The 21,502-nt window shown below is 63.9% G+C and carries 18 protein-coding genes and 1 pseudogene; 13 read left to right on the top strand and 6 right to left on the bottom strand.

Annotation, left to right across the window (positions count from 1 at the left end; genetic code table 11):
- Positions 1–9: 9 nt before the first annotated feature.
- Positions 10–795: an NAD(P)H-dependent oxidoreductase gene (locus LXM88_RS34455; protein WP_262543955.1), complete on the bottom strand. Its 786-nt coding sequence runs from the start codon at positions 793–795 to the stop codon at positions 10–12.
- Positions 796–881: 86 nt separating this feature from the next.
- Here LXM88_RS34455 and LXM88_RS34450 point away from each other — a divergent pair, with 86 nt between their 5' ends.
- Positions 882–1,775: a LysR family transcriptional regulator gene (locus tag LXM88_RS34450; protein WP_262543954.1), complete on the top strand. Its 894-nt coding sequence runs from the start codon at positions 882–884 to the stop codon at positions 1,773–1,775.
- A gap of 220 nt (positions 1,776–1,995) precedes the next feature.
- On the top strand, positions 1,996–2,406 hold the full coding sequence (locus LXM88_RS34445) for a DUF2471 family protein (RefSeq protein ID WP_034185087.1): 411 nt from the start codon (positions 1,996–1,998) through the stop codon (positions 2,404–2,406).
- Between the two features lie 105 nt (positions 2,407–2,511).
- Here LXM88_RS34445 and LXM88_RS34440 read toward each other — a convergent pair whose 3' ends face one another.
- Positions 2,512–4,545, bottom strand: a complete 2,034-nt coding sequence (locus LXM88_RS34440) for an NADPH-dependent 2,4-dienoyl-CoA reductase (protein WP_262543953.1) — start codon at positions 4,543–4,545, stop codon at positions 2,512–2,514.
- 75 nt (positions 4,546–4,620) lie between these two features.
- Here LXM88_RS34440 and LXM88_RS34435 point away from each other — a divergent pair, with 75 nt between their 5' ends.
- From LXM88_RS34435 to LXM88_RS34420, 4 genes are all read left to right on the top strand, one after another.
- Positions 4,621–5,730, top strand: a complete 1,110-nt coding sequence (locus tag LXM88_RS34435; protein WP_262543952.1) for an AraC family transcriptional regulator — start codon at positions 4,621–4,623, stop codon at positions 5,728–5,730.
- Between the two features lie 654 nt (positions 5,731–6,384).
- The gene (locus LXM88_RS34430; RefSeq protein WP_262543951.1) at positions 6,385–8,661 is read left to right on the top strand and encodes a GH92 family glycosyl hydrolase; all 2,277 of its coding nucleotides are present in this window, start codon (positions 6,385–6,387) and stop codon (positions 8,659–8,661) included.
- 535 nt (positions 8,662–9,196) lie between these two features.
- Entirely contained in the window at positions 9,197–9,994 is a 798-nt protein-coding gene (locus LXM88_RS34425) for a hypothetical protein (protein ID WP_262543950.1), read from the top strand.
- Positions 9,951–10,763 (top strand): hypothetical protein, encoded by an 813-nt coding sequence (locus tag LXM88_RS34420; protein WP_262543949.1) that lies wholly within the window; start codon positions 9,951–9,953, stop codon positions 10,761–10,763. Before LXM88_RS34425 ends, LXM88_RS34420 begins: the two co-directional genes overlap by 44 nt.
- On the opposite strand, the gene LXM88_RS34415 is transcribed toward LXM88_RS34420, so the two are convergent.
- The 3 genes from LXM88_RS34415 to LXM88_RS34405 all read right to left on the bottom strand — a co-directional run bounded on the left by LXM88_RS34415 (position 10,718) and on the right by LXM88_RS34405 (position 13,090).
- On the bottom strand, positions 10,718–11,197 hold the full coding sequence (locus LXM88_RS34415; protein ID WP_262543948.1) for an aconitase X swivel domain-containing protein: 480 nt from the start codon (positions 11,195–11,197) through the stop codon (positions 10,718–10,720). The genes LXM88_RS34420 and LXM88_RS34415 overlap by 46 nt on opposite strands.
- Complete coding sequence (locus tag LXM88_RS34410; protein WP_262543947.1) at positions 11,190–12,437, bottom strand: aconitase X; 1,248 nt, start codon at positions 12,435–12,437, stop codon at positions 11,190–11,192. Before LXM88_RS34410 ends, LXM88_RS34415 begins: the two co-directional genes overlap by 8 nt.
- Positions 12,438–12,661: 224 nt before the next feature.
- On the bottom strand, positions 12,662–13,090 hold the full coding sequence (locus tag LXM88_RS34405; RefSeq protein ID WP_262543946.1) for a MarR family winged helix-turn-helix transcriptional regulator: 429 nt from the start codon (positions 13,088–13,090) through the stop codon (positions 12,662–12,664).
- A 112-nt stretch (positions 13,091–13,202) separates the two neighbouring features.
- Here LXM88_RS34405 and LXM88_RS34400 point away from each other — a divergent pair, with 112 nt between their 5' ends.
- The 5 genes from LXM88_RS34400 (at position 13,203) to LXM88_RS34380 (ending at position 18,856) form a co-directional block, all read left to right on the top strand.
- Complete coding sequence (locus LXM88_RS34400; protein ID WP_262543945.1) at positions 13,203–14,123, top strand: LysR family transcriptional regulator; 921 nt, start codon at positions 13,203–13,205, stop codon at positions 14,121–14,123.
- Positions 14,124–14,230: 107 nt separating this feature from the next.
- Positions 14,231–14,662, top strand: coding sequence for a MarR family winged helix-turn-helix transcriptional regulator (locus LXM88_RS34395; protein ID WP_262543944.1), 432 nt, complete (start codon positions 14,231–14,233; stop codon positions 14,660–14,662).
- Between the two features lie 64 nt (positions 14,663–14,726).
- Positions 14,727–15,821: an HlyD family secretion protein gene (locus LXM88_RS34390; RefSeq protein WP_262543943.1), complete on the top strand. Its 1,095-nt coding sequence runs from the start codon at positions 14,727–14,729 to the stop codon at positions 15,819–15,821.
- A 13-nt stretch (positions 15,822–15,834) separates the two neighbouring features.
- On the top strand, positions 15,835–17,409 hold the full coding sequence (locus LXM88_RS34385) for a DHA2 family efflux MFS transporter permease subunit (protein WP_262543942.1): 1,575 nt from the start codon (positions 15,835–15,837) through the stop codon (positions 17,407–17,409).
- Between the two features lie 10 nt (positions 17,410–17,419).
- Positions 17,420–18,856 carry an efflux transporter outer membrane subunit gene (locus LXM88_RS34380; protein ID WP_262543941.1) on the top strand — a complete coding sequence of 479 codons (1,437 nt, stop codon included), beginning with the start codon at positions 17,420–17,422 and terminating at the stop codon, positions 18,854–18,856.
- A gap of 6 nt (positions 18,857–18,862) precedes the next feature.
- On the opposite strand, the gene LXM88_RS34375 is transcribed toward LXM88_RS34380, so the two are convergent.
- The gene (locus tag LXM88_RS34375) at positions 18,863–19,192 is read right to left on the bottom strand and encodes a hypothetical protein (RefSeq protein WP_262543940.1); all 330 of its coding nucleotides are present in this window, start codon (positions 19,190–19,192) and stop codon (positions 18,863–18,865) included.
- 365 nt (positions 19,193–19,557) lie between these two features.
- Between LXM88_RS34375 and LXM88_RS34370 the strand changes: the two genes are divergently transcribed.
- Together LXM88_RS34370 and LXM88_RS37365 are read left to right on the top strand one after the other, a co-directional pair.
- The gene (locus tag LXM88_RS34370) at positions 19,558–21,144 is read left to right on the top strand and encodes a tetratricopeptide repeat protein (RefSeq protein WP_262543939.1); all 1,587 of its coding nucleotides are present in this window, start codon (positions 19,558–19,560) and stop codon (positions 21,142–21,144) included.
- A gap of 18 nt (positions 21,145–21,162) precedes the next feature.
- Positions 21,163–21,246, top strand: a pseudogene (locus LXM88_RS37365) (ESPR domain-containing protein); the annotation flags it as partial.
- Positions 21,247–21,502: the final 256 nt, after the last annotated feature.

The raw sequence follows: 21,502 nt of genomic DNA, 5'->3' as shown, positions 1-21,502 counted from the left end.
CGCGCGCAATCAGTGCTCGTGCGCCAGATGCGCCGCAAACCCCGCCCTCCCCGGCGCGACCTCCTCCTTCAGCGTCAACGCCGGAATCTCGTAATCGCCCGCGTTCTGCCGCCGGAACGGAATCGGCTGCGTGGTCCACAGATCGTCGAGACGCCTGCCCAGCGCCGCGCGCGTTTCGTCGAAGCGCGCGTCGTTCATCTTTCCCGTCCGGTAGATCACGAACGGCGGCAGCACGTCGAAACCCGGGTAATACAGAATCCCGTGCTGAATCGGAAACAGCACGTCGTCGATCGGCCCGTTGATGCCGCGCGGGCTGTAGTGCGATTCCCACCCTCCGGCCGTGACGATCACCATCGCCCGCTTGCCGGCAAGCGAACCTTCGCCGTAGCGGTTACCCCAGCGCGTGTCCGAATGCTCGCCGACACCATAAGCAAAACCGTACGCATACACACGCTCGACCCAGCCCTTCATGATCGCCGGCATCGAGAACCACCACAGCGGAAACTGCAGGATCACCGCATCGGCCCACTTCAGCTTGTCCTGCTCGCGCGCGATGTCTTCGCTTTGCGTGCCCGTCGCGAACGCGTGCTTCGAGTCGAGCGACGGATCGAAACGCGCGTCGGGCGTGCGATCGGTCACGTCGTTCGCGTCGAACGCCGCCTTCCAGTTCATCGCATACAGGTCCGTCACCTGCACGCTGTGACCCGCCGCCTCGAGATGCTCGACGGCAAAGTCGCGCAGCGCGCCGTTCAGCGAACGCGGTTCGGGATGGGCATAAACGATCAGCACATTCATGTTCGTCACTCCGTTGATTGAATGACTGCAGGATGCCGCGTCCGAAGGTATATTTGAAATGAATTCCTGATATTCCAGGTATAGCCATGAATAATCTCAGACGACTCGATCTGAACCTGCTCGTCACGCTGGACGTGCTGCTCGCGGAGCACAACGTCACGCGCGCGGCCGAGAAGTTGAACATGTCGCAGCCGTCGGTGAGCGTGCAGTTGCAGAAACTGCGCGACCTGTTCGGCGACCCGCTGCTGCTGCCGGGGCCGCGCGGGATGCGGCCGACCGCGCGCGCGGAAGCGCTGCGCGAGCCGTTGCGCGATGCGCTGGAAGCCGTCGAACGCGCGGTGGTTCCGGCCACGCCGTTCGATCCCGCGACCGCGACGAACACGTGGCGCGTGGCCGCGACCGACTACGGCGAATCGACGATCGTGCTGCCCGCGCTGAACACGCTGCGAGCAGCCGCGCCCGGTACGCGGCTGGCCGTCGTCGAGCTCGTGCCGCCGCGCATCGAGCAGGATGCGGAGCGGAACGGCATCGATCTGGCATTCCATACGACCGAGGGTTCGCCGGCCGGCATGCGGCGCCTGCCGCTGTTCATCGAGCGTTACGTGCTCATCGGCCGCGCCGGGCATCCGAAGCTGAAGCGGCGCCCCACGCTCGCGCAGTTCGGCACGCTCGAACACGTGATCGTGTCGCCCGATGGCGGCGGCTTCTTCGGCGTGACGGACGAAGCGCTCGCGAAAGTCGGCGCCACGCGGCGCGTCGTGCTGTCCGTGCCGCATTTCCTGTTCGTGATGTCGGCCGTCGCCAGCACCGATCTCGTCGCGATGCTGCCCGAGCGGCTGGTGCGCGACGTGCCCGCGCTGCGCGTCGTGGACGCGCCGGTCGAGGTGCCCGGCTATGAAATGTCGATGCTGTGGCACGAGCGCGTGCATCGCGATCCGGCGCATCGGTGGCTGCGGGAGACGATTGCGGCATCGGTATAAGCCAACGACGGCGGCCGGATTCGGCACGGCGGGGAACGGCGTGCCGGGCGGCGCCCGATTGCCGGTTTCGGTCGCCTTCGCCAGGGCCGCCCGGCCCTGCTGCAAGATTCTTCATTCGGGACTTGAAACCGCCTCGAACACTGTATATATTTACAGTGCTTTTGCACCATTTGACCCGAATTCCGTCACCCATCGACGGACGGATTTTTGTGAGGCGACCATGTTCCAGTCATCCGCATTCGATCCCGAGCAACCCGGTTTCAACCCGATCCACTTCGAGCGCGCCGCGCGGCAGGCGGTCGTCGATCTTCAACGCGTCGTCGGCGCCCCCGCGCAGCGGGCGCTCGGCCTGCGGCGGCGCAGCCATCCGGCCGCGGTCCGCACGATGAGCTGGCAGGCGCTGTTGAATGTCGAGGAGCTTGCGTTCTCGAACGCCGGTTTCCTGAACCGCAACGATCCGACCGTCGTCGATGCATTCATCCGGCTGCGCGACAGCCGAATGGTCGCGGCAGACATCGAGGAAGCCGTCGACTGGAAGCGCGACGACGACGATCTACCTGCCGTCTATCTGATCGTCAAGGCGATGCTCGAAGCGGAAGAGACAGAGGCACAGCGCGTCGAGATGGAATGACCCCGGGGGCCGGCGCGGCCTTCCGGTCAGGCCGCGCCGGCGCAAGCGCCGAATCCTGGGGCAGCGCATGCCATCGCGGCCACGCGCAGCCGCGCCATCGAGCAATCAGAGCCGCGCCGCGAGCCGCGCGCCCTGATCGATCGCGCGCTTCGCATCGAGTTCGGCGGCCAGTTCCGCGCCGCCGATCAGGTGCACCGAGCGCCCGGCCGCCTGCAGCGGCGCGAGCAGTGCGCGCTGCGGTTCCTGCCCCGTGCAGAGCACGATCGTGTCGGCTTCGATCAGTTCGTGATCGGTGCGTTGCTCGCCGTACGACACGTGGAGCCCGCGCGCATCGATCAGCTCGTAGTTCACGCCGCCGATCATCTTCACCTGCTTCATCTTCAGCGTCGCGCGGTGAATCCAGCCGGTCGTCTTGCCGAGCCCCTTGCCGAGCGGCGCGGCCTTGCGCTGCAGCAGCGTCACTTCACGCGCGGGTGCCGCAACCCGCGCACGCGTCACGCCACCGCGCGTCGCGGCCGGGTCGGTCACGCCCCACTCGGCCTTCCACTCTTCCAGATCGAGTGCCGGCGACTCGCCTTCCTGCACCAGATACTCGGCGACATCGAAGCCGATCCCGCCCGCCCCAACAACCGCGACCCGCCTGCCGACCGGCTGCTTGCCCGCAAGAACGTCGATATAGCTGAGCACGTTCGGCCCGTCCTGCCCCGGAATCTTCGGGTCGCGCGGCGCGACGCCCGTTGCGAGCACGATCTCGTCGTAACCGCCCGCGATCAGGTCGCTCGCGTCGACGCGGCGGTTCAGGTGCAGGTTCACGCCGGTCAGCTCGACCTGGCGGCCGAAGTAGCTGAGCGCTTCATGAAACTCTTCCTTGCCCGGAACCTGCTTCGCCATGTTGAACTGGCCGCCGATCTCGGCTGCGCCGTCGAACAGGTCGACGTGATGGCCGCGCTGCGCGAGCACGGTCGAACATGCGAGCCCGGCCGGCCCCGCGCCGACCACCGCGATGCGCTTCGGCTGCTGCGCGGGCGTGTATTTCAGTTCCGTCTCGTGGCACGCGCGCGGGTTCAGCAGGCACGACGCGATCTTGTTCTTGAACGCGTGATCGAGGCACGCCTGGTTGCAGCCGATGCAGGTGTTGATCTCGTCGGCGCGGCCCTGCGCGGCCTTGACGACGAACTCGGCGTCCGCGAGCAGCGGACGCGCCATCGACACCATGTCCGCGCAGCCGTCCGCGAGAATCTGCTCGGCCACTTCCGGCCGGTTGATCCGGTTGGTCGTCACGAGCGGAATGCCGACCTCGCCCTTCATCTTCTTCGTCACCCACGCGAACGCGCCGCGCGGCACCGACGTCGCGATCGTCGGCACACGCGCCTCGTGCCAGCCGATCCCCGTGTTGATGATCGTCGCACCCGCGCGCTCGACGGCCTTCGCGAGCTGCACGGTTTCGCTCCAGTCGCTGCCGTCCGGAATCAGGTCGAGCATCGACAGCCGGTAGATCAGGATGAAATCGCGGCCGACCGCTTCGCGCGTGCGCTCGATGATCTCGATCGGCAAGCGGATGCGGTTCTCGTACGAACCGCCCCACTGGTCGGTGCGCTTGTTCGTATGCATCGAGATGAACTGGTTGATCAGGTAACCCTCGGAGCCCATGATCTCGACGCCGTCGTAGCCGGCTTCGCGCGCGAGCTTCGCGCAGCGGACGAACGCGCGAATCTGCCGCTCGACGCCGCCCGCGCTCAGTTCGTGCGGCGCGAAGGGCGAGATCGGCGACTTGATCTTCGACGGCGCAACCGCGAACGGGTGATAGCCGTAGCGGCCCGTATGCAGGATCTGCAGCGCGATCTTGCCGTCCTCCGCATGCACCGCGTCGGTGATCTCGCGATGCCGCCGTGCGGCGGCCGACGTCATCAGCGTGCCGCCGAACGGCTTGGTCCAGCCGGCCACGTTCGGCGCGAAGCCCCCCGTCACGATCAGGCCGACGCCGCCGCGCGCGCGTTCCGCGAAATATTCGGCGAGCCGCGGCAGCGTCTTGCGACTGTCCTCGAGGCCCGTGTGCATCGAGCCCATCAGCACGCGGTTCTTCAGCGTCGTGAAGCCGAGATCGAGCGGCGCGAGCAGATGGGGAAAGGGGGTCGTCATGATGATCCTGCCAGTAAGCGATGCCTGCCATCGTAGGCGCGCGCCGCCTTGAACGTGAGGGGGCAAACAGCCATAATGCTTGTCATTTCCGGCCAAAATCACATGACCTCCCCACTCGCGAAGGACCGCCTCGGGCTGCGCCGGCCGACGATTCCGGTCGCCTATACGCGCCTGCTGCTGCAGGCGCTGGCCGCGCGCGGCGTCGACCTGGCCGCCGTGCGTGCCGGCACGGGCCTGCGCGACGCGGTGCTGGCCGAACCCGACGCGCGCGTCGCGCCGTCGCAATGGGGGCGGCTCGTGCTCAATGCGATCGAGATCGGCGGCGATCCGGGCATCGGACTCGCGTTCGGGCTGTCGCTGAAGCCGACCGTGCACGGCTTTCTCGGCTACGCGACGCTGACCGCGCGGGACATCCGCGAAGCGCTGTCCGTCACGCAACGCTACTTCCGGATGCGCAACCGCCAATATCGGCTGACCTATGCGGAAGACGAACGCGGCGCGACGCTCGAACTGCACGGCGTGCAGGCCAGCCCGGTGCTGCAGCATCACGTGATGTTCGAATTCGTGCTGACCGGGCTCGCGCAGAACATCTCGCAATGGGCCGGGCGTGCGTCACCACCGATCGCGCTGCAATTCGCATGGCCGGAGCCCGCGTATTTCGCGCGCTATCGCGACCAGTTGCCGCCGGTCGAATTCGGCTGTGCGGCGAACGCGCTGTGGATCGCGCACGACGTGCTCGACTGGCCGCTGCCGCTCGCCGACGAAGTCGCGCACCGGCAGGCGCTCGTGCAGGTCGAGCGCGAATATGCGCAGGTGCGGCAGGAGGAAGGCGATCTGGTCGAACGCGTGCGCGCGGAGCTGGCTCGAGCAACCGGCGTCTATCCGGGCCCGGAATCGCTCGCGGACGCGCTGCTCGTGTCGACGCGCACGCTGCGGCGCCGGCTGGAGGAAGCCGGTTCGAGCTATCGGCACTTGCTCGACGAAGCGCGGTTTCGTGACGCGAAGCAGTTGCTCGCCGCGTCGGATCTCGACCTGAAGACGATCGCCGAACAGCTGCAATTCACCGACCCGGCGAATTTCACGCGCGCGTTCCGGCGCTGGGCCGGGCAGACGCCGAGCGCGTATCGGGAAGCGACGGCCGGCGTGATCTCGTCGGCGGCAACCAAAGCACCGGTGCGCGAATAACGCAGAGCCACCGGCGGCAGGGTGCGACTGGCGACTGCACGCGGACTTCAGCATCGCGGCGACCGCCGGATCGCATGGATCACGAGCGACAAGCTTGCCATCGCGCGCTGCGACGCAGTCGCGCAAAAGCAGCGGAACCTGTCGCTGCTTGCCTCGGTGTCGAGCCTGTTTGCGTTAGATCAACCTTCCCTGTCGCAATCGAATCCCGGTTGCCCCCGCCCGCTAGAATCCTCGCCGCGACATCAGGCGGCGCCGATATCGACTGCCTCCGACTTCGACAAGTGCTGACGACGCTGCTCGCGCACCAGATGCACTGCATCTCCGCGAGCGTCACGGGAAGACCTGCCTGGCTTCTACCTGGCTCGATCCGCTCAAAACCGGGCTTCCGTCAGGTCCGGTACGACTCGAATCGGTCCGAGCATGCGACTCGTCCCCTATTGACCCTTCCGGCGGCCCATACCGGTAGCAGTGCTTCAGCAGACACTTTGGCACCCGGACATACGCTCGCGTTTACCAACTCCCCCCATTCGACGCCTCTCGTTTAGTAAAACAAGCTAAAAATTAGGGAGCCATCTGATAGCAATTCGACACACAGGGCGGTAATATTTCGTAACATTGAGTAATAGACTACTAATTCTAACGAGGAGACCAACAGTGACAAGCAACGCCCGCTGGATCGCGGCCGCAGTCGCGATCACCCTGTCGAACGCCGGTTGCGGCGGTGATACAGCTGACGGCAAGGCTGCGGACCTTACCCCGATGCACCACCGTCCGATGCAGGCCGTCGATGATCTTCAGTTGACGCGCTACGTCGACCCGATGATCGGCACCGACCAGGTGCCGCCGCTCGATCCTGAAATTGCCAAATCCGAAGCACATCCCGAAGATTTGCTCGGCGGCTTTACGACGCCTGCCGCTTCGTTGCCGTCCGGCATGGTTCAGTGGGGGCCGGATACTCCGCCTGTTCCCGATGTGTGGAGCCCACCCGGTTACCACTACAGCCAGACGAAAATCACCGGTTTCAGCGTCACGCACCTGAGCGGTGTGGGTTGTAGCGCAGGTGGTGCATTGCCGATATTTCCGACCTTTACCGGTCAAGACGGCCCCTCGTCGTTCAAGCATTCGAACGAAACCGCTAAACCCGGCTACTACAGCGTGACCTTTGACAACGGCATTCGTACCGAACTGACGGCAACGTTACGTTCCGGCGCCGCACGTTTTGCATGGCCGGATGGCAAGAGCGGCCAACTCAACATTTCGGCTGAAAGTACCGCAAACACGGGTGATGGGGCAATTTCCGTCGATCCGAATGATCCGCAAGCGTTGCAAGGTACGCTGACAGGCGGCGGCTTTTGCGGAAACGGTCAAAACTACACCATCAGTTTCTATATTAAATTTGATCAGGACTTCAAATCAAACATCAGCAACGACAACGCGCGACTGACTTTCTCACCAGCCAAGCCGGTGAACGTGAAAGTCGGAATCTCGTACGTCAGCATCAAAAATGCGAAGGAAAATTTGCAACAAGAAAGTGGAGCCCAAACATTCGACCAACTTGTTTCGCAGTCCGACGCAATATGGAACAACGAGCTTAACGCAATCCAGGTAACGGGCGGCAGCGACGAGAACCTGAAGAAATTCTATTCATCCCTGTATCACGCCCTGCTTGCGCCCAGCATTTTCAACGATGCGAACGGTGAATATCTGGCGATGGACGGCACAACGGCCAAGGTACAACCGGGTCACAACCACTACACGACCTTTTCCACCTGGGACATTTACCGCTCGCTGATGCCGATGATTGCGTGGCTCAAACCGGCTGCCGCAAGCGACATGATGCAATCGCTCGTCGATGACGCTAACGTTTGCGGCGGCAGCTTCCCGAAATGGGTCGAAGCCAACACGAATAGCAACGTGATGCCGGGTGACGGGGCATCCATTCTGGTCGCGCAGAGTTACATGTACGGCGCGACCGGTTTCGATACGAAAAGAGCGTTGTCGATCATGCTCGATACGGCAAATGGTGTCGCCACATCGTGCAACGGAATCACTGCCCTCCCGGGACTTTCCGATTACATCAAATATGGCTATTTGCCCCCGGAAACGATCAGCAACGGCCCTGCATCGACGACACTGGAGTATGCCGTTACGGACTATGCCATTTCTCGTTTCGCGCAAGCGCTTGGTGACGACGATAACGCCGCGACCATGCTGAAGCGCTCGGCGAACTGGAAAAACCTGATCAATCCGTCTGCCGCTGCTGGCAACGGCACGACGTTGCCGAGGCTGTCCGATCGCAGCGGCGATGGCAGTTGGGTGATGGACTCGTACAAGGAAGTCGAAGGCAACGTTGAACAATACACGTGGATGGTGCCGTTCGACATCCCGGGTTTGATCCGCATCCTGGGGGGTGATGGCGCAGTCGTACCCCGGCTCGATATGTTCCACCGCTTCCTGAACGCCGGCGAAGGTAGCCAGCACATGTGGATCGGCAACGAACCGTCGTTCGCCACCCCGTGGATATACAACTGGACGAGTCACCCGGACAGAACCCAGAAAATCGTGCGCCAGATCGTCAACCAACAGTACACGACAGCCGCGTCCGGTCTGCCTGGCAACGACGACGAAGGCGCAATGTCCGGGTGGTTTGTGTGGGCGGCGCTCGGTCTTTATCCGGAAGTCCCGGCCGTACCGGGTTTTACGCTGACAAGCCCTCTGTTCCAACATGCGCTGGTCAGACTCGGCAACGGCAATACGCTGACGATCGACGCTGACAACCCGGACTTCACCTACGTGAAAAGCGCAACGCTGAATGGTGCCGCGTTGAACAGAACCTGGCTCGATCTGGCACAGATCAGAAATGGTGGCGCACTGACCTTCGGACTGAGCGACGCGCCTACGACATGGGGGAATACGATCGTTACGCAGTAGTTTTCCAGCAAAAAGCTGCGCGGAACGCATTCACCTCAGTTGTATATCCACCCGGTAAAACCGAGTCCTTTATATGAGAATTTGACCGGCCTCTATTGCCCCCACCCCTCGATCCGGGGGCAATTTTGTGGCGGGTGTCAGCTTTCTCGACACCCGCTCTTTTTCATACCTCAGAAGATGCGATGCTCACCGAGAAATGCGCGCGGGATCAGGCGGGCATTTTCTCGACGGGGATTGATCACAACCCGCTGAAGCATTGGACGGCTCTCATCGAGTCTCGTTCTTTGTATCGAGACGCGTAGTTGTCCTCCGTATTTTCCTTGAAACACCGAGCAACAGGCCACGCAAATTCCGCTGCCTCGGACGCGTGGTTTTTCTCGCGGGTGGCTTGTATAGCACCCGTCTTTTTCAGATTCAGGAATGGGTGTTCGATTGGCGAATGGGTCCAGTCATTTTCCCCGGCGAATTCACGCGAGCGCTGCCACATACAAATCGAGTACCCAGCCATTGAAACCTGACCCACTGACGACACACCATGACCACTGAAGCAATCCTCCATCTGTCCGCAGATCAGCTTGCAGTCGCGCAGAAGAAAATTGCGGATATCCTTTACACGATCGGCACCGTCTTAACCCTCATCAACGAGGGGCGCGACATTCAACTCGAACTCGCGACCGACTGCGTCAAAGTGGCCGAGTTCAATCTCGCCGGTCTGTGCAGAACGATCGGCGTCGAAACGGTCAGCTCGAAGGAGCGTGAGCAGCACTACGCGGACCTTCGTGCGGCCAACCTGCGCATCCGCGATCTGGAGACGCAGCTTGGCAACACGGTGCCCCCTGACGCGATTCAAAACGCCATCAAGAACATCGCGCAGCACCTCAAAAGGTGGTGGAACCGCGACGGGCTCGGTTACGTGCACGATCTCGAATTCGGTGCATACGGTGTCTGTCATGGCAAGTTCTCGTTTCGGCTCAACGGCGGCTTCCCGATCCTCGACCCGGATACGCCGGCCTCCGACAAACGAAACGATGCGGCACGGATGGACAGTTTGCGCGAGCGCGGCTTCGAGATCGTTCGGGACGATCGGGAATGGGCAATCGCCGACAGCGATGCCAGCCGCGCTGCACTGATCGAACTGTTCGCGAAGAACATTCCGTCGGCCAGGGTCTTCATGATCGAGAACGTCAATCGCTGGCGTGCCGATGGCTTCATCCTGACGGCCGCCGAAGTCTACATTCAGAAGATCGACGAAATCCTCGCGCTCCCGATTCCCAAGCCCGACGACCACCATGACCACCGGAAACATTCTTCAACCGATTCCCGTCATTCGTGACAAGGACGGCTGTTTCATGCACCCGGACCTTCGCCACTTCCGCGACGTCACGCTCAACGGCGCCAAACGCTGCGGCGCGACGGAATGGGCCGCGCTCAAAGCCCGGGCCGGGATCAAGACGTCGGTTCTCCTTCTTCAATCCGAGCCCGAGGATCATCCGGCCGTCGACGCATACTTCGTGCGGGGCGAAGGCGTTTCGCGGTGGGACCCCGTGCCTCCGTCCAATTGGTGGCTGCTCGCGATCAGCGACGACGATCATGGGCCGTACGCCCTGTTCGCCACGCACGCCGACGAAAAAGGGCACGCTCCCGACCTGGCGAGCGCGACCGCGGACAGTGATGCTCTCCCTTCGCACGACAGCACTTTCGCCATGGACACGACTGACGGCAAGCGGACGCGTTCGAAAGCGAGCCGCTTTGATGTGCTGACCGAGGCCCGCATGAATGAAATCGCAACGTCTGCGCGCATCCTCGCCGCCGCGACCGACGACGAAGTGGTGCAGTTTGCCTGCGCCATCTTCGCCGCCTCCGCTGTCGGGCAATCCCCGGCACCCCCGGAGGATGTGCGTGCGTGGGAATCCGACGACGGACGCGTGATCACCGACGTGCAGAAGCAGCAGGCACTGCGCGACGGTGACGCATGTGCATCGTCGGTACGACCGTATTCGATTGCACTGGTTCGGCGCGCTCCCACTCACACAGCGAATCAGCGCGCGCCGCGCGATCAGGTCAAACCGGATTCACCCGACCGCGCTTCGTCGCCCAGATAAATCCGCGCGCCGCCATCCCCCTCGCCTGCATCAATCCGCACGTCGCCCGGTACGGCGACGATCGCGTCATACACGTCATCGGTCACGCACACCACCGGAACCGCGATCGCATACAGCTCGGCGGCCACGATCGCGCCGATCGAGATGATCAGGTCGCGCTCCTTCAGCACGATCCCGACCGGCCCCGTGCCGTTGCGCACGGCTTCCGCGAGCACGCTGCTGCTCGAACTCGAACCCTTCGCGTGCGGCATCACCATCACCTTGCCGGCGAGACTCGCGCCGGCCTGCGGATGCCCGCGATCGACGATCCTGCCCGCGGCCGAATCGTAGCCGCCCCAGAAGCTGAGCGGCTTGTCGAGCACGAACGCGCTCGCGCATGCGCTGCCCGGCACGAGCGTGTCGCCCGTCAGTACTTTGCCCGTCGCGTCAGTCATCGAATCGCACCTTTCCTTCGTACGCCGACCGCACGCATTCGCGCATGCTGCCGTACGCGACCGTCACGCCGATGTTCGCGGGCGCATACGACGCCCATTTCCCCGAGTTGGTCATCACCAGCCCCGACAGTTGCTTCATCACGGGCGTGATGTACGTGCAGGTGTCGACGACGATCTGGATGCCGCGCGCGGCGAACTTGTCCGCGAGGCCGGTTTCGCCCAGCTCCCACAAGATGAACCGGCTCGTGTTCACGTAGAAATCGCAGGCCGGCTTGCCGTCGAACGCGTCGAGCAACGTATCGAGCGTGCGGAATTCGGCCAGCGAGAAATGCGGCGTGCCGAGCGCCACCGCGACGAGTGCGTCGCCGGCCGCGCCGTGGTTCAGCGTGCGGCGAATCTCGTCGAGGTCGGCCATCGCAACGTCGACCGTGCGTTGCGCCGCGCGCCCGTGCAATGCGGCGTCGAGCGTCGGCGCCTCGGGCGTCACGCCGACCGCATGGAACAGCGCGACGGCTCCGCTCGACGCGGCCGCCGCGCCGAGCGCCTTGAGTTCGTCTTCGGTGGTATCCGCCGGCAGCCCGACGATCGCCGGCACGATCGCGCCCGCGATTTTGCCGATCAGCAAACCAAGCGCGGCGAAATAGATATCGCGCGACGGCAGGCCGTTGAAGTCCGGCGCGTTGAACACGATCCGCGCGGCGCGGTTCGCTTCGACATGCAAACCCGCATACGGCGCGCGCCCGGTAATCGCGGCGGCCAGATCGAGAAAATCGCCGTACCGGCTCGTGCGCGCGCCGAGCACCGAGTTCGCGAACACGATCGCATTCGATTCGGCCCACGCGATCTGCTCGCCTTTCGCGGGACGATGCTTCAACTGATACGGCGCGCACGTGAAGCTCGATTCGCAGCCGAGCTGCAGATGCGCGTCCATCAGGCGCTGCGCATCGCGCTGGATCGTGCGGTCGCCGTGGTACAGCTCGGGATGGATCAGGTCGAGCGACCCGACGTTCAACGTGGTCGGCACCGCGACCTTCGCGCCCGTGTCGACGAAATACTCGACGAAGTCGAGGCTGGTCTGACCGTGATAAAGACAGCCGTCGATATGCGCGGAAGTAATGTCGATCAGGTGCGGCGCGGACATCACTTCCGCCGTGCGCGCGACGATCCGCATCGCTCGCGCGACGCCGTCGCCGAAATCCCCGCGCAACATCGCGTCGTCGCGGTCGCTCAACTGCAGCATCGGTTGCTCCTCGTGACTCGTGCCGGCGGCGCCGGCCCGTGAAATCCGTCAGAGGACTCTACAACTGGAAATAAAAACTGTCCAGATTGCTATCGATCCGGACAGTTTAAAAACCAATTATCGGTCTCGGATGCCACGCTTCCGCGCCTCGAACGCCGCCGAAGAGGCTGATGGCTCGAATTCCGCTCCAGTTCGTCGCAACGCGCGAGCCACCTGCTGCCCGCCTAGCGTTCCGCGGTCAGACTGAACAGTTCATCACGCAGCGCCTTCGCGCGCCCCTGGCCGAACTGCGTCTCGAATTCGTCCTGCGCGGCCTGCCACGCAACCTTCGCCTGCGCGAACGTGCGCTCGCCGAGCTTCGTGAGGCTCAGCGCATGCGCGCGCGCATCGTGCTCGGACGCGGCCGTCGCGACAAAACCGTCGCGCTGCAACGGCTTCAACGCGCGCAGCAGCGTCGTGCGATCCATCACGAGCGTGTCGGCGAGTTCGCTCATCAGCAGGCCGGGCCGATGCGTCAGGTTCGCCATGATCGAGAACTGCGCGGGCGTGACGCCGACCGGGGCCAGATGGCGTTCGTACAGTTGCGTGACGAAACGCGCCGCCTGACGCAGCGCGAGGCAGTTGCACGTTTGGGCAATCGTGGTGTCGTTCATGTTCCGCAATTTATATGTGCATATGCATAAAGTCAATGTACACTCCGCCGTAACGAGGCCGGTGGCCGGATGGGTCGGTCCGGCGCCCCGCCATTTCGTCAAGGAGACGGACATGGACTACATCGACAAGCTGCGGATCTTCCGGTCGGTGGTCGAGATGCGCAGCTTCACGCGCGCCGCCGACATGCACGGCCTCGCGCGGCCTGTCGTATCGCGTGCGGTCGCGGATCTGGAGGCGCGCTTCGGCAGCCGGCTGCTGCACCGGACCACGCGCCAGGTGTCGCTGACCGAAACCGCCGAGCGCATCTACGAGCGCTGCGCGGCTGTGCTGGACGAACTCGACGCGCTCGAGGTGGAAGCGCAGACGCAGACACGCGAACCCGAGGGCCTGCTGCGCCTTGTCGCGCACACGACGGCCGCGCTGAACCGGCTCGTGCCGCTGATCACCGGCTTCAAGAGCGCGCATCCGAAAGTGCGCCTCGACGTCACGCTGACCGAGCGCCCCGTCGATCTCGTTGGCGAAGGCTACGACATCGGCATCGTCGTGCCGTACATGCTGACGAGCGAGACGACCGTCGTGCGGCTGGTCGAGCGCATTCCGGTCGTGATCGTCGCGACGCCCGCGTATCTGAGCGCGCATTCGCGCCCCGAGACGCCGGCCGACCTGGCCGATCATCCGTTCGTGCCGATCTCGCCGTCGCTGCGCCGGCCCGCGCTGTCGTTCCGCGTCGACGGCGACACGCTGACCGTCCCGTACCGCTTCGACATCTCGTCGAACAGCCCCGTCTTCAACCGCGAAATGGTGATGCACGACTTCGGCATCGGCGTCGTGCCGAGAACGCTCGTCGAAGCCGAACTCGCGTCGGGCGCACTCGTGCAGTTGCTGGAGGGCGCCGATCTCGTCGACGCGTTCGTCGAGATCAAGCTCGCGTACGCGAACCGCGCGCTGCTGCCCGCGAAAGTGAAGGCGTTCATCGACTACACGGCCGCCTATTGCGACCGCGTGGCCCGGATCGTTCCGGCGGCGGCCTGATCCGGCGCGCGAACGCGCCGGCCTGACGCCGATTGGTACAGCCACGACACCAATCTGATCCTGCTCCGCCCATCGCTTCGTGGCGCCCCGCGCCCTAATATGTGCACATGCACAAGACCACGATCACCGATGACGATTGCTTCGCGGTCCGGCAAGCCGCTCGCCGGATCTCGCAGTTCTACGAGCGTTACCTGTCGCGGGCGGGCGTCACGCCGTCGCAGTACAGCATTCTCGCGCTGCTGCGCGACCGGCCGGGCCTGACGATGGCGACGCTGTCGGCCGTGCTGGTGATCGAACGCACCGCGCTGCTGCGCGCGCTCAAGCCGCTCGTCGGCGCAGCGCTGGTGACGGGCCGGATCGAGCCGCCGTGCCGCTGCCAGACGTTCGCGCTGACCGCGCACGGCGAAACCAAGGTCGCCGACGCGCACGTGCACTGGCTCGCCGCGCAAGAAGCGTTCGAGCGACGGTTCGGGCCGACACAGGCGGCCCGCCTGAGAGACGAGTTGTTCCGGATCACGCACAACCTGCCGGAGCGCTAACCCCTTCCCCGATCGACGCGATGTCGTCGATCGTTTTGATAAGTGCATATACATAGGTGAATCGATGGAAACGACCCAAGAAGCCGCTGCTTCCCGCGAGGCAGTCACAATCGACCGGCCCGCGAAGCAGCGGCGCCGCGTGCCGTGGATGCGCATCGCGGTGATCGCCGTCGTCGTCGTCGTGGCCGCGGCCGCGCTCGACTGGCTGTTCGTGCTGCGCTTCCAGGAGAGCACCGACGATGCCTATGTCGGCGGCGACGTGACGGTGCTCGCGCCGAAGGTCAACGGCTTCGTCGACCGGATTCTCGTGACCGACAACCAGCGCGTGAAGGCCGGCGACGTGCTCGTGCAGCTCGATGCGCGCGACTTCGATGCGAAGCTCGCGCAGGCCAGCGCCGAAGTCGACAGCGCGCGCTCCGCCGTGGCCGAACTCGAAGCAAAGCAGCAGTTGCAATACGCGGTGATCGGCCAGCAAGCGGCCGACAAGAGCGCATCGTCGGCCGAACTGACGCGCGCCGCATCGGACCGCGTGCGCTATCGCGAGCTCGTCAAATCCGACGCCGTGTCGAACCAGATCGTCGAGCGCGCGGACGCCGATTATTCGAAGGCCGGTGCGGCCGTCGAACGCAGCGACGCCGCGCTGCTCGCGTCGAAGCGGCAGCTCGACGTGCTCGGCGCGCAGCTCGCCGATGCGCGGGCCCGCGTGAACACGGCGCTGGCCGCGCAGCGCGTCGCGGCGCTCAACGTCGAATACACGACGATCCGCTCGCCGGTCGACGGTTACATCGGCAACCGCACGGGCCGCGTCGGGATGCTCGCGAACGTCGGCGTGCCGCTGCTGACGGTCGTGCCGGCTTCCGGGCTGTGGATCGACGCGAACTTCAAGGAAGACCAGCTGCGCAAGATGCGCGCGGGCGATCGCGTCGACGTGTCGCTCGATGCGTCGAGCACGCGCCTGCGCGGCCGCGTCGACAGCGTCGCGCCCGCGACCGGCGCGACCTTCAGCGTGCTGCCGCCCGAGAACGCGACCGGCAACTTCACGAAGATCGTCCAGCGCGTGCCCGTGCGCGTGCATCTCGATCCGCAGCCGGGCCTCGAGCACGTGCTGCGCCCCGGCCTGTCCGCGGTCGTGACCGTGCATACCGACCACGCGAACTGAGCGGGAGCCGACCATGACCACCGCGTTTTCCGGCGACCCCGCGTCGCAACCGACGAAGCAGCGCGTGTTCGCGTTCGCGCTGATGTGCGTCGGCTTCTTCATGGCGACGCTCGACATCCAGATCGTCGCGTCGTCGCTGCGCGACATCGGCGGCGGACTGTCCGCGAGCCAGGACGAGCTGTCGTGGGTGCAGACGGCCTACCTGATCGCCGAGATCATCGTGATCCCGATGTCGGGCTGGCTGTCGAAGGTGATGTCGACCCGCTGGCTGTTCGTCGCGTCGGCCGTCGGCTTCACGATCACCAGCATGCTGTGCGGGCTCGCGTGGGACATCAACTCGATGATCCTGTTTCGCGGGCTGCAGGGCGCGCTCGGCGCCGCGATGATCCCGACCGTGTTCACTACCGCGTTCGTGCTGTTCCCCGGCAAGCAGCGGCTGATCGCATCGACGACCATCGGCGCGCTCGCATCGCTCGCGCCGGCGATCGGCCCCGTGATCGGCGGCTGGATTACCGACCAATGGTCGTGGCACTGGCTGTTCTACCTGAATCTCGTGCCGGGTATCGCCGTGGCCGCGCTCGTGCCGCGCTACGTGCATATCGACGAACCCGACCTCAGCCTCATCAAGCGCGGCGACTACCTCGGCATCGTGCTGATGTCGGGCTTCCTCGGCTGCCTCGAATACGTGCTGGAAGAAGGCCCGCGCAAGAACTGGTTCGGCGACGATGTGATCGTCATCTGCGCATGGATCTCCGGCATCTGCGGCTTCCTGTTCATCGTGCATGCGCTGACCGCGGAAGATCCGATCGTCGACCTGCGTGCGCTCGCCGTGCGCAACTTCGGGATCGGCAGCCTGCTGTCGTTCGTGACCGGCATCGGGATCTTCGTGACCGTGTTCCTCACGCCGCTGTTCCTTGCGCAGGTGCGCGCGTTCAGCTCGCTGCAGATCGGCATCGCGCTACTGTCGGTCGGCGCGTTCCAGTTGCTCGCGCTGTGCGTGTATGCGTTTGCCGCACGCTACTTCAGCATGCGTGCGCTGCTCGTGTTCGGGCTGATCTGCTTCGGCCTCGGCTGCTACCTGTACACGCCGATCACGCACGACTGGGGTTGGCAGGAACTGCTGCTGCCGCAGGCGCTGCGCGGGATCGGCCAGCAGTTCAGCGTGCCGCCGATCGTGACGATGGCGCTCGGCTCGCTGCCGCAGTCGCGGCTGAAATCGGCGAGCGGGCTGTTCAACCTGATGCGCAATCTCGGCGGCGCGATCGGCATCGCGGTGAGCGCGACGATGCTCAACGACCGGCTGAACTTCCACTACCTGCGCCTGAACGAGCATGTGAGCGCGGGCGAGCCGCAGATCGCGTCGCTGCTCGACCATCAGGCCGCGTACTGGACGGCCGTTGCGGGCAATACGCTGAATACCGCGCAGGCCGGGCTCGCGAACCTGCATCGGCTGATTTATCGCGAAGCGCTGACGCTGACCTACGCGGATGCGTATTACGCGCTGTCGCTGTGCTTCGTCGTCGCGCTGCTTGCCGTCGTGTTTTCCAAACCCATTACGTTGAACGCGCCGCCGCCGGACGCGCACTGAGATCCTCATCATGAAAAAGCTACTCGTCGCCGTTGCCGTCAGCGTGTTCGCCGCAGGGTGTGCGGTACAGCCCGCGCAGCATCCGGCGCTGCACGAATCCGTTCAGACGCTCGCGCCCACCGCATGGGATACCGACGTGCCGCGCGCGGACATCGACGCCGCCGCGTGGTGGGCGCAATTCCACGATCCCGTGCTCGACCGGCTGATCGCGACCGTGCTCGACGGCAACCTCGATCTGCAGGCCGCCGCCGAACGCGTGAAGCAGGCGCAGGCGTTGACCGTTCAAAAGCGCGCGGCGCTGCTGCCCGAACTCGACGCGACCGCGCACGCGGCCGACGCGCGGCAGAACACGCCGCCGCCGCTCGGTTATGTGCGGCAGGCAGGCGCGGGGCTCGCGCTGAGCTGGTCGCCCGATGTATTCGGCGGCGAACGGCTCGATCTGCTCGCCGCGCAGGCCGAGCTCGTCGGGCAGAAGCATGCGGAAGATGCGATGCGGCTCGCGCTCGCGGCCGATGCGGCATCCGCGTATGTCGATCTGCGCTGGGCGCAGCAGGAACTGAAGATCCTGCAGGACAACGCGAAGATTCGTCAGCACGCGCTCGAACTCACGCGCAAGCGGCAGGCGTTCGGGCTGTCGACGGAACTCGACGTCACACGCGCGCAGAACCAGCTCGATGCGCTCGAAGCGCGGATTCCGCCGACGCAGGCGCAGGTTTCGCATCAGCTCAATCTGATTGCCGTTTATTCGGGGCGGACGCCGGAATCGGTCGATCGGCTCGTGTTGGCGCAGGCGGGTGAGATTCCTGCGCCGCCGGTTGGCGCACCGGGGACGTTGCCTTCGCAGGCTTTGTTGCGGCGGCCTGATGTGCTGACTGCTTATGCGCAGGTTGAACGGCGTGCGGCACAAGTGGGGGTTGCGAAGGCCGAGCGGTATCCGAAGTTTTCGCTGAATTTGGCGGACGGGATTCTGGCGGCGTCTTATCTCGGGTTGCCTACGTTGACCGACAATCTGTTCAGTGCGGCGTTGAGTGCAACTAGTCCGATCTTTAACGCTGGGCGTATTACCGCCGATATCACGCAAAGCGAAAGCCGGATGCGCGAGTCGGAACTCGGGTTAAGGCAGACGATGCTGCAGGCGCTGCGGGAAGTAGAGGACTCGCGTGCGAATCTCGTCAGTTCCGATGAAGCGACGCGGAAGCTTGATAGTGCATTGGCGGCTTCCGACAAGGCGCTTGGGTTGGCGAATCAGCTTTACAAGGGCGGCGCGACGGATTTTCTCGATGTGCTGTCCGCGCAGGAGGTGTATCTGCGGGACTCGGATTCGCTCAATCAGGTCAAGCGGGAACATGCGCTGGCGGCGGTGGCGTTGTATCGGTCGCTTGGGGGTGGGTGGAGCCGGAATGATGCGGCGGGTGGGCCGGAGGTGGAGGCGGTAGCGAAGAACTGAGCGGAATCACGATACGGCGCCGGCTTCGCCACTCGCCGGCGCGCCGCTCGTCAGCCGCACGATGAGGATCGGGCCGAGCACATTCATGGTGACCATCTGTTCTTCGGTAAACCGGCTCTTCTTCATGACTTCCTTTTCTCCATTGGAAGCCATTCTCTCTGTTTCAACTGGTCCGAAAATCCCCCGGGGCGGGTCACTCACATGCCCGAACAGGACGACTATCCCACACGGCGTCGTTCCCGGCCGCAAGTTGCACGATTGAAACATTTCTAGATAAATCACAGCAATGGGGCGCGCAGGAATCGAATGCCTGCCGTCGACGCAAAGCTGCGCCATACGTGTGTTTCCTTGCTGCGCGCGGGACTTGGAGAATCAGCGCGTCCTTCTGGAGTTTCAGAACTGAAACAACGTTGGGGTCCGAACGTTGCCTCACATCGCCTATCGATCGCTCGGCCCCGTGGTCATTGAGCCACCGCGTGCTGGTCCACTCCTTGCTCACGTGTTTCGCACACATCCACGCCGCACGGCCGTACAGCCCAGTGCAGGCAACGAACAACCAAAACGCAGGTCGGGGAAATCATGTCCAAGTACGCTACGGCTGCCATGCGGCTGCCTTCTCGTATCACCCCTCCGTACACGTTGATTGAGCCGCGCTCACGCGCGCGGTGAGAACTCGATACACGACGTGTTCGGGGGTACGTATGAAATGCAGAAAAGACTTGCATTCGCCACCTTCAAGGCTGGCATGCATCACCGGCGTATTGCCGCTTCCTTCTGGTGCGACAGCGGAGGTCGAGCCCGGCTGGCCAACGCACACCGCGGCACTGTCGCAGCGAGCGTTGCAACTTTTGAATGACGGGCACTTTGAGCAAAGTGCCGAGTGCGCGAGGCAGGCCATCTCTGTCGATCAGGGCTGCGGCTTCCTGCGTCTGCTCCTGGGCGTGGCATTGAACCAAGGTGGCCGACCACGCGAGGCGCTCGAGGAGTTCACGCTGGCCGCCGCGCTCGCGCCTCATGATCCGCAGATACGCTACAACCTTGCCGTTGCCTTGCACGAATCCGGGCAGCAAGAACTCGCGATGTATGAGTATCGCGCCTGCTTGGAAAGAGATCCGGATTGTGCCAATGCATTATGGAATTACGGCGAGCTTCTCCGGCTCCGGGAGCATTTCGGCAAGGCGCTCGAATGCTTTGACCGACTGGCTCACCTCGAGGGCAGATTGCGCGACAAGGCGGCACACCGGATGGCCGTGTGCTGCGCTTATCTGGGACTGGATGAGCGTGCCCAGGCCCTGTTCGAGACGCAAATCGCCGACGACAACGATCCGGTCACGCATTGGGAATACGCGCATTTTCTGCTTGGCAGGGGGCGGTTCAGGGACGCCTGGCCACATTATGCGAGGCGATTCGATGCGGGTAAGGAAATCAGCCTCAAAGGCATGCGCTTTCCGTATTCCGCATGGAGTGGCCAGTTCGAAGCGGGCTCGACGTTGATTGTTTCCGGCGAGCAAGGTGCCGGTGACGAGATCCTGTTTGCCGCGTTTCTGCCGCTGCTGCTGAAGCGGGCGCGATCGACCAATATGCGCGTGGTGGTGGTGTGCCGGCCCGCGCTCGTGCGGCTGTTCCGCGAGAGTTTTCCGTCGGCATTGGTATTGGGGGGAATGGTCACGCAAGCGCCGGATCTTCTCGCAGTTGCTCAACAGTCCTCAAGAATCTGGCAAATCGCGATCGGCGATTTACCTTTGTGGGTGGACAAACCTGAGCCGGTCGCTTATCTGAAGCCCGCGCCAGAGGATCAGCGCACTGCGCGGCAGTTGGTCGCGCAGTCGCGCTCGGGCGAGGGTTGCCGGCATATCGGCATCGTGTGGTCGGCCAATCCCGTCTCGACCGCGTCGAACCGGCTCGCGCGCAGTGTGCCATCGGAGCTGCTGAACGCGTATCTGAAAGACATTGGCTGTGTGCGCTTCTATTCGCTGATGCCCACTGAACATCGCGCGGTTCTCGCCGGTGTGCCCGATTTGCCTGTTACCGATCTTTCTCATTTTTTGACCGACTTCAGCCGGACTGCAGCGGCAATGCAGTGTCTGGATGAAATCGTGTCGGTGTGTACGTCGAGCGCCAATCTTGCGGGTGCGCTTGGACTGAAGACACATGTGCTTTTGCAAAAGCATGCCGATTGGCGGTGGTTTGGAGACACCGCCTGGTATCCCGATGTCGTGACATACAGGCAAGAAGCGCGCGCGGACTGGGGAACCTGTCTGCAAGCGCTCTCCGCGAACTGGCGCTGATGAGAACTGGGGGACAACATGAACAAGATCTACAAGTGCATTTTCAGCAGACGGCTGAATCAGATGGTTGTCGTTGCGGAGAGCGTGACGGGACAGGGGAAGTCAGGGGGCCGCTCACGTGCGGTACGGCGAGTGCGGGCCATTGCTGCCGCCGCGCTGGCGGCTGGCACGTGCATGTCTCTTCCGCAGTTGGGATGGGCGGACAGCATTTGCTATAACCACGGTCCCAGCAGCGACACTTGTGGAAGCACCTCGGCGACGTACACGGGAAGCGGGACCAACAACTCATTCTACGGGTATGTGAGCGGTACCGGCTTGACCGGCAACTCGGACACGGGTAACGGTGCCTTTTCGAGCT

Origin of the sequence: Burkholderia sp. S-53, assembly GCF_025560745.1 — a bacterium.
Lineage (GTDB): Bacteria > Pseudomonadota > Gammaproteobacteria > Burkholderiales > Burkholderiaceae > Burkholderia > Burkholderia pyrrocinia.
The sequence above is the reverse complement of the archived record's forward strand: the minus strand, read 5'-3'. Positions and strand labels throughout refer to the sequence as shown.

Coding starts and splice junctions, on each gene's coding strand:
- LXM88_RS34455 (WP_262543955.1), bottom strand. CDS start 795: ATGAATGTGCTGATCGTTTATGCCCATCCCGAACCGCGTTCGCTGAAC.
- LXM88_RS34450 (WP_262543954.1), top strand. CDS start 882: ATGAATAATCTCAGACGACTCGATCTGAACCTGCTCGTCACGCTGGAC.
- LXM88_RS34445 (WP_034185087.1), top strand. CDS start 1,996: ATGTTCCAGTCATCCGCATTCGATCCCGAGCAACCCGGTTTCAACCCG.
- LXM88_RS34440 (WP_262543953.1), bottom strand. CDS start 4,545: ATGACGACCCCCTTTCCCCATCTGCTCGCGCCGCTCGATCTCGGCTTC.
- LXM88_RS34435 (WP_262543952.1), top strand. CDS start 4,621: ATGCTTGTCATTTCCGGCCAAAATCACATGACCTCCCCACTCGCGAAG.
- LXM88_RS34425 (WP_262543950.1), top strand. CDS start 9,197: ATGACCACTGAAGCAATCCTCCATCTGTCCGCAGATCAGCTTGCAGTC.
- LXM88_RS34420 (WP_262543949.1), top strand. CDS start 9,951: ATGACCACCGGAAACATTCTTCAACCGATTCCCGTCATTCGTGACAAG.
- LXM88_RS34415 (WP_262543948.1), bottom strand. CDS start 11,197: ATGACTGACGCGACGGGCAAAGTACTGACGGGCGACACGCTCGTGCCG.
- LXM88_RS34410 (WP_262543947.1), bottom strand. CDS start 12,437: ATGCTGCAGTTGAGCGACCGCGACGACGCGATGTTGCGCGGGGATTTC.
- LXM88_RS34405 (WP_262543946.1), bottom strand. CDS start 13,090: ATGAACGACACCACGATTGCCCAAACGTGCAACTGCCTCGCGCTGCGT.
- LXM88_RS34400 (WP_262543945.1), top strand. CDS start 13,203: ATGGACTACATCGACAAGCTGCGGATCTTCCGGTCGGTGGTCGAGATG.
- LXM88_RS34395 (WP_262543944.1), top strand. CDS start 14,231: ATGCACAAGACCACGATCACCGATGACGATTGCTTCGCGGTCCGGCAA.
- LXM88_RS34390 (WP_262543943.1), top strand. CDS start 14,727: ATGGAAACGACCCAAGAAGCCGCTGCTTCCCGCGAGGCAGTCACAATC.
- LXM88_RS34385 (WP_262543942.1), top strand. CDS start 15,835: ATGACCACCGCGTTTTCCGGCGACCCCGCGTCGCAACCGACGAAGCAG.
- LXM88_RS34380 (WP_262543941.1), top strand. CDS start 17,420: ATGAAAAAGCTACTCGTCGCCGTTGCCGTCAGCGTGTTCGCCGCAGGG.
- LXM88_RS34375 (WP_262543940.1), bottom strand. CDS start 19,192: ATGGCGCAGCTTTGCGTCGACGGCAGGCATTCGATTCCTGCGCGCCCC.
- LXM88_RS34370 (WP_262543939.1), top strand. CDS start 19,558: ATGAAATGCAGAAAAGACTTGCATTCGCCACCTTCAAGGCTGGCATGC.